Raw genomic sequence first — 6,492 nt, forward strand, 5'->3', positions numbered from 1 at the left:
CCCTCGCCGCAGCGGTCGCCACCGTCGTGGCCATCGGCGCGGCCGCCCTCGCCGTCCCGGCGTTCGCGGCCGGCAGCGCCCCCGCCGCCCCCGGAGCGCCCGCCGCGCCGCAACTCGAACTGAAGGACGGCACCCTGGAGTGGGGCTTCAAGGAGTCCTTCCGCAGATATCTGCTCTCGCCCGTCGCCGCGGGGAAGATCACGGTCGCCGACGGTGCCACCCAGGCCGCCGGCAACGGCGTCTTCACCTTCACCGACGGCAAGGGCAGCTACGACACCGGCACGCACGCCACCGCGACCGCCTTCAAGGGAAGCGTTCACTTCGAGGGTCACCACGGCGTCCTCGACATCAAGTTGAGCGATGTGAAGGTCAACACCACCCGGGTGGACGGGGAGATCACCGCCGACGTCACCAGCGTGACCGAAGGCAGGAGCGAGACGCGTGACGATGTCTCGATCGCCGATCTCGACCTGACGACGGTCCAGCCGGGGCAGGGTGAGAACGGTGCGATGGTCTTCAAGGACATCCCCGCCACGCTGACGGCCGAGGGCTCGGAGGCGTTCGCGGGCTTCTACGCCGCGGGCGCCGCGCTGGACCCGGCGACGCTCTCGGTGACGGCGGTGAAGGCCCCCACGGACCCGACGGATCCGACCGACCCGACAGATCCCACGGACCCGACGGATCCGACCGACCCCACCGACCCGACGGATCCCACCGACCCGGTCGACCCGACAGATCCCACCGACCCCACCGACGAGCCCTCGGTCCCGGCCGTCGTGGACGGCCCGATCGTCGACGGCAATCTCGACTGGGGCGTCAAGAAGAGCTTCCGTACCTATGTGACGGGCCCCATCGCCAACGGCAAGGTCGAACTCGCGGCGGGCGCGACCCGGTCGGGCGAGGCGTACCGCTTCCCGAAGGCCACCGGCTCCTTCGACGCGGACGCGCAGACCCTTCTCGCCGAGTTCGAGGGATCGGTCCGCTTCCTGGGCCACGAGGAGAAGGGCTCGTACGTCCTCGACCTCAAACTCAGCGGTCTGGAGGCCGAGGTCAGGAACGGCGAGGGCACCCTCGTCGCGGACGTCAGCACCAAGGACCGGGCGACCCACGAGGTCTCCACCTTCGAGGACCTGACCATCGCCACGCTCGACCTGCCAGCCGGTGAGCTCAAGGCCAAGGACGGCGTCGTCGCGCTGAACGCCGTGCCCGCCACGCTCACCGCGGACGGTACGAAGGCGTTCGGCGGGATGTACGAGGAGGGCGAGACGCTGGACGCCCTCACCGCCGCCGTCTCCCTCACGAAGGACGGGCAGCTTCCCGGCGGTTCGGGCGTCACGGGCAGCTCGGGCGGTACGGGCGACAGCACCGGCGGTACGGGCGGTACGACCGGCGGTTCCGGTACCACGGGCGGCACGGCGGGCGGCGGATCCGTCGGCGGTTCCGCGGGCGGCACCGGCAGCCTCGCGAGCACCGGCGCCGAGGTCCCGGCCGGCGCCCTGATGGGCGCGGCCGGAGCGCTCGCCGTCGCGGGCGGGGCGGCGGTCTTCATCGCCCGCCGCCGTAACCCGGCAACCGGTGAGATCTGACAGCTGAGTTGAGCCGACCGGCCCCGGCGCCGGCCACAGGGCGGGGCGGGGACGGGGCCGTACCGTGCGACCGACGCGGTACGGCCCTGCCGCGTCCGTCGCGGGGCGCACGTGGTGCTTCAATGCCTGCTTGATCCGACGTGTCTTCTACGATCAGCACCAGCCGGGTTGGGACCAGCCCGGTTCGGTACGGCAAGGCTTGGAGGTGCACGTGCTGTCCTGCTTCCCGATCAGCACGGCGTACGCGCTGGAGGAGTCCGGTGACTGACATCGACGGCCGCGGGCCGGACGTCGGCGGCGACATCGAGGTCCTGCGCGTCTTCTGCGCGGGCGACGGCCGGTACGGCAACGCGCTCGGCGTCGTACGGGAGGGCCGCGACTACCCCGACGAGGCGTCCCGGCAGAAGCTGGCGGCCGAACTCGGCTTCAGCGAGACCGTGTTCGTGGACGACCCCGAGCGCGGCCACGTGGACATCTACACACCGGGCCTGCGCCTGCCGTTCGCCGGGCACCCGCTCGTCGGGGCCGCCTGGCTGCTCGACCTGGAGACGGTCAATCCGCCCGTCGGCGAGGTGTGGGTGCGCCAGGACGGCGAGTTCACCTGGATCACGGCGCGCCCCGAATGGTCCCCGCCACGCACCCTGCACCGCTGCGAGACGGTCGCCGAGGTCGACGCGCTCCCCGCGCCGCCGCCCGGCGAGGGCTGGCTCTACGCGTGGGCGTGGGAGGACGAGTCGGCCGGCCGGGTGAGGGCCCGGGGCTTCCCGCGCCGCGACGACGGCATCGTGGAGGACGAGGCGACGGGTGCGGCGGCGCTGCTCCTCACCGCCGAGCTGGGCCGCGCGCTGAACATCACCCAGGGCCGGGGGTCACAGATCCTCACCGCCCCCGGCCCTGACGGCTCGATCGAGATCGGCGGACGCGTCCGCCTGCTCCCGCCCCGCTGAACGCGGTCCACCCCCTAGGGGGTGTCCGCGAAGTCCCGCCTGGCCCGCGACGTCTGGCACGGCACCTCGCCGCGTTGTCGGACCCGGCCGAGTACGCCCAGTACGAGGCCGATCCTCCGCCTTGCGATGCACCGCACCAGCCGCCGCGGGCCCCGCCCTACGGGCGGACGGCGCTACTTCGGGGACACCCCCTACGCGCTGAGGGGGAACTCGCCCTCCAGCTCGTTGAACACGGCCCCGTTGAACTCGAACGCCCGATTGCACTCCTCGATGATGCGCTGCTTCTCCAGGTCGTCCACCGGCACCGCGTCCAGCAGCTCGCGGTAGGCGCGCTTGAACGCCGCCGGGTTGGCGATCTCGTCGAAGACGTAGAAGCGGACGCCGTCGCCCTTGCGCTCGAAGCCCCAGGTCTTCTCCGCGATGTCGCGGACGACCTGGCCGCCGGAGAGATCACCGAGATAGCGGGTGTAGTGGTGCGCCACATAGCCGCCGGGCCAGGTGCGGGCGCACTCCGTGATCCTGGCGGCGTACGCGGCGGTGGCGGGCAGCGGCTCCAGGCCGTCGCGCCAGCCGGCGCCGCGCAGATGCGTCAGATCGCGCTCCAGGGCGCCTATGCGCATCAACTCGGGCCGGATGAAGGGGCCGGCGACCGGATCGTCCTCGACCGTCGGAGCGGAGTCCTCCAGTGCCCGGTACACGAACCAGAGCTGTTCGGTGTAGCGCGCGTACGCCTCCACCCCGAAGCGCCGGCCCAGCAGGTCGCTCATGAAGGTCGAGGTGTTCACCTCGGCGTGCTTCTCGTGCGAGGCGACACGGATCAGCGTGGAGAACGGGGTGGTGGCGGTTGCGTCCAAGGCGGGCCTCCGGGGCCGAAGGGGACGGAAAACCAGACCGAGATCCGGCGCGGCAGCACGGGCGCTTGCCTTCGCCGATCCTCCTACTTAGGCTTACCTAAGTCAACTGGTTCCCGACGTCCTGTCGGTAAGAAAGCTACCCCTTGATCGCGCGGGGGACACCTGGTGGGCGAATGGCCCCGCGAGAGGTCGCGTCCGAGGTCGGAGCGGGTTGACGGTGGGTCGGGGACGGGCCGTGGACGGGTCCTGGCCGGGGGTCAGGGCAGGGTGAGGATCTCCGCGCCGGTGTCCGTCACCACGAGCGTGTGCTCGAACTGGGCGGTCCGCCTGCGGTCCTTCGTCACCACGGTCCAGCCGTCGTCCCACATGTCGTACTCGTGGGTGCCGAGCGTGAGCATGGGCTCGATGGTGAAGGTCATGCCGGGGCGCATGACGGTCGTCGCGTGCGGGCTGTCGTAGTGCGGGATGATCAGCCCGGAGTGGAAGGACGAGTTGATGCCGTGCCCGGTGAAGTCCCGGACCACGCCGTAGCCGAAGCGCTTGGCGTACGACTCGATGACACGGCCGATCACATTGACCTGCCGGCCGGGACGGACGGCCTTGATGGCCCGGTTCAGTGACTCACGGGTCCGCTCGACCAGGAGCACCGACTCCTCGTCGACGTCGCCGCAGAGGTAGGTGGCGTTGTTGTCGCCGTGGACGCCGTTGATGAAGGCGGTGACGTCGAGATTCACGATGTCACCGTCGCGCAGGACGGTGGAGTCCGGGATTCCGTGGCAGATGACCTCGTTGACCGAGGTGCAGAGCGACTTCGGGAACTCGCGGTAGCCGAGGGTGGAGGGGTACGCCCCGTGGTCCACCATGAACTCGTGCGCCACCTTGTCGAGCGCGTCGGTCGTGACGCCGGGCGCGATGTGCTTCGCGGCCTCCTCCATCGCCTGCGCGGCGATCCGGCCGGCGATCCGCATCAGCTCGACGGTCTCGTCGGTCTGCACCTCGGGCCCGGTGTACGGGGTCGGCAGAGGTTTCCCGACGTACTCGGGACGCGGGATTCTTCCGGGAACGGAACGGACGGGGGAGAGTTCCCCGGGCACGAGCAGCGACTGGCCAGACATACCGGCGAGTCTAACCAGCGTTTGAAAGCCGCCCGTGGGGCAGCCTGACCCTGACGACAGACCTCAGTGGAAGGAGCCGGCGATGGCCCTGTTCAAGAAGCGCACGGCGGGTAAGCCGGGCGAGTGGTACTACTGCCTCCAGCACAGAAAGGTCGAGGAGGGCCCGGACTGCCCGGCCAAGGACCGCTTCGGCCCGTACGCCTCCAGACAGGAGGCGGAACACGCGATGGAGACGGCGGCAGAACGCAACCTCGACTGGGAGACGGACCCCCGCTGGCACGACAACCCGACGGACGACCGCCCTCCCACCTGACGACGGCTTGATCTGCCCGGACCGGGCCCCACGTCAAGCCCGTCCGGAGTTCGAGGACGGACCGCCGGTCCCGGGGGCGGTACCCGCCAGGGTGCCCGAGCCCGGAGCCGGCTCCGCGTCAGAGCGCCACCCCGGGCCCGCCCGCGGCTGAGGGCGCCTGGTCCTGGGCGGCGGCGCCCCCACCGGCCCCACCGGCGGCCCCGTCGGCATCCGCGTCCGCGTGCGCCGCCTCCTGCTGCGCCTTCCGGCGCAGCGCGTCCTCGTCCGTCTCCGAGTCGTACGTCATCAGCTTCGGCAGCACCGCCGCCAGCAGCCCCACCGCCACCACGCACGCCACACCGCCGCTCCAGATCGCCGGGCGGGTGCCCGTCCAGCCGGCCACCGAGCCCGCGCGGACCTGGCCGAGCTGCGGACCCACGCTGTACGACAGCACCTCCAGGCCCGCCAGCCTGCCGCGCAGCTCCTCGGGGATCGTCTGGTTCCAGATCGTCGAGCGGCCGAGGCCGCTGAGCATGTCGCCGGCGCCCGCCAGCATCAGGCAGAACAGGACCAGCCAGATGTTCGGCATCCAGCCCGCAAGCGCCATCGCCAGGCCCCAGCCGCCCGCGCCGAGCACAACCATGAGCCCGTGCCGCCGGACCTTCGATGCCCAGCCGCTGGTCAGGCTGATCAGTACGGAGCCGAGCGGGATCGCCCCGTACATCAGGCCGAGCGCCCACTCCGCGTCCAGGTCCTCCGCGAGGAACGGGAAGATGGCCAGCGGGAAGGCGAAGAACATGGCGCCGAGGTCGATGGCGTACGTGCCCAGCAGCACCGGCTTGCTCCACGCGTACCGCGCGCCCTCCGCTATCCCGCGCAGCGACGGTTTCGTCGCCTCCTTGGAAGGCGGCGCCGGCCGCAGCCGCAGACACATCAGTACGGAGGCGACGAACCCGGCCACGGTCAGCGCGTACGCCGTCGCCGTCCCGGAGAACGCGACCACGACACCCGCCGTCGCCGGCCCGGCGACCGCCGCCGTCTGCCACCGCAGCGCGTTGAGCGCCGCCGCCGCGGTCAGCTGGGCGTGCGGCACGATCCGCGCGATCAGGGAGTCCAGCGCGGGCCGCTGGATGCCCGCCAGCGCGGAGACACCCGCGGCCACGACGTACAGCGGCCAGAGCGCGGGCCGCGGCAGCAGCGCGTTGATCAGCAGGATCACCGCGAGCAGCCCGAGGCCCGCCTCGGAGAGCAGGATCAGTTTGCGGCGGTCGACCGCGTCGGCGAGCGCCCCGCCGTACAGCCCGAAAACGATCAGTGGCACCAGCTCGACGGCGCCCATCGCGCCGACCGCGAGGGGCGAGTCCGTGAGGTCCTTGATCTGGAGCGGCAGCGCGATCATGGCCATGGAGCTGCCGAAGTACGTCACCAGTCCCTGGATCCACAGGAGCCGGAACTCGCGCAGTGTGCGCAGGGGAGTGAGGTCCGGCAGGATCGCCGACAGCTTGCTGGTCACGAGAGGCCATGCTGCGTCGTGACGGCCGGCTCGGGCAACTCCTTTACCCGGCCACGTATCCCGGTGTCACCAGCGGCCCGGCGGCGGCGAGGTCAGCTGGTCGGCGAGCCGGGACAGCCGGTCCCGGAAGCGGAGCCTGCCGCGCGTCGTGGGGAGGCTGTTCTCGCCCGCCGCCGCGCTCACCA

At 71.5% G+C, this 6,492-nt stretch carries 7 protein-coding genes; 4 read left to right on the forward strand and 3 right to left on the reverse strand.

Annotated elements, in window-relative coordinates:
• The 3 genes from GXP76_RS33020 to GXP76_RS33030 all read left to right on the forward strand — a co-directional run.
• Positions 1-1,586: HtaA domain-containing protein (locus GXP76_RS33020; protein ID WP_242575303.1), on the forward strand; the 1,586-nt coding region annotated here is incomplete at its 5' end.
• A 130-nt stretch (positions 1,587-1,716) separates the two neighbouring features.
• Complete coding sequence (locus GXP76_RS33025; RefSeq protein WP_242575304.1) at positions 1,717-1,854, forward strand: hypothetical protein; 138 nt, start codon at positions 1,717-1,719, stop codon at positions 1,852-1,854.
• 1 nt (position 1,855) lies between these two features.
• Positions 1,856-2,533, forward strand: coding sequence for a PhzF family phenazine biosynthesis protein (locus tag GXP76_RS33030; RefSeq protein ID WP_242575309.1), 678 nt, complete (start codon positions 1,856-1,858; stop codon positions 2,531-2,533).
• A 191-nt stretch (positions 2,534-2,724) separates the two neighbouring features.
• Here the strand turns inward: GXP76_RS33030 and GXP76_RS33035 are convergent, their stop codons facing one another.
• Entirely contained in the window at positions 2,725-3,387 is a 663-nt protein-coding gene (locus GXP76_RS33035; RefSeq protein ID WP_242575305.1) for a heme oxygenase (biliverdin-producing), read from the reverse strand.
• Between the two features lie 257 nt (positions 3,388-3,644).
• Positions 3,645-4,502: a type I methionyl aminopeptidase gene (map, locus tag GXP76_RS33040; protein WP_242575306.1), complete on the reverse strand. Its 858-nt coding sequence runs from the start codon at positions 4,500-4,502 to the stop codon at positions 3,645-3,647.
• A gap of 82 nt (positions 4,503-4,584) precedes the next feature.
• Between map and GXP76_RS33045 the strand changes: the two genes are divergently transcribed.
• The gene (locus GXP76_RS33045; protein ID WP_242575307.1) at positions 4,585-4,815 is read left to right on the forward strand and encodes a hypothetical protein; all 231 of its coding nucleotides are present in this window, start codon (positions 4,585-4,587) and stop codon (positions 4,813-4,815) included.
• A gap of 118 nt (positions 4,816-4,933) precedes the next feature.
• On the opposite strand, the gene GXP76_RS33050 is transcribed toward GXP76_RS33045, so the two are convergent.
• Positions 4,934-6,307: an MFS transporter gene (locus GXP76_RS33050; RefSeq protein WP_242575308.1), complete on the reverse strand. Its 1,374-nt coding sequence runs from the start codon at positions 6,305-6,307 to the stop codon at positions 4,934-4,936.
• Between the last annotated feature and the right edge of the window lie 185 nt (positions 6,308-6,492).

The sequence above is a fragment of the Streptomyces sp. NP-1717 genome, from assembly GCF_022695985.1.
GTDB lineage: Bacteria > Actinomycetota > Actinomycetes > Streptomycetales > Streptomycetaceae > Streptomyces.

Bases quoted from the DNA above. Each gene is read 5' to 3' on its own strand.
- map (WP_242575306.1), bottom strand. From the start codon at position 4,502: ATGTCTGGCCAGTCGCTGCTCGTGCCCGGGGAACTCTCCCCCGTCCGT.
- GXP76_RS33045 (WP_242575307.1), top strand. From the start codon at position 4,585: ATGGCCCTGTTCAAGAAGCGCACGGCGGGTAAGCCGGGCGAGTGGTAC.